The sequence below is a fragment of the Pseudomonas sp. PME37.24/025 genome (genome assembly GCF_055556615.1).
This window is the reverse complement of the sequence record NZ_JBVHNK010000472.1, coordinates 1-238: the sequence shown is the minus strand read 5'-3', so window position 1 is coordinate 238 and position 238 is coordinate 1. Positions and strand designations below refer to the sequence as shown.

1 protein-coding gene is annotated in these 238 nt (G+C 68.5%); it reads right to left on the bottom strand.

The features are described 5' to 3' along the window. Positions 1 to 238: S26 family signal peptidase (locus tag ACZ3HH_RS31120; protein ID WP_465810578.1), on the bottom strand; the 238-nt coding region annotated here is incomplete at both ends.

Sequence of the window (238 nt, the reverse complement as noted above, 5' to 3'; positions counted from 1 at the left end):
GTGCCGATCACCCGCTTGATCAGGTGATCATCGCTGTCGGGAGCGGACAGGCCGACGAGCGACAGCACCCAGTCGATCGCCGCGACCACGGGCGGCTGTTCGGGCTTCGGATTCGCCGGCAGCCATCCGCCCGGGTCGCGGAACACCACGACATCCCCGCGCCCGTACTCACCGAAGTGCGGGGTCAGCTCGTCGACCAGGATCCGGTCCTGCAGCTGCAGCGTGTCGGTCATCGACG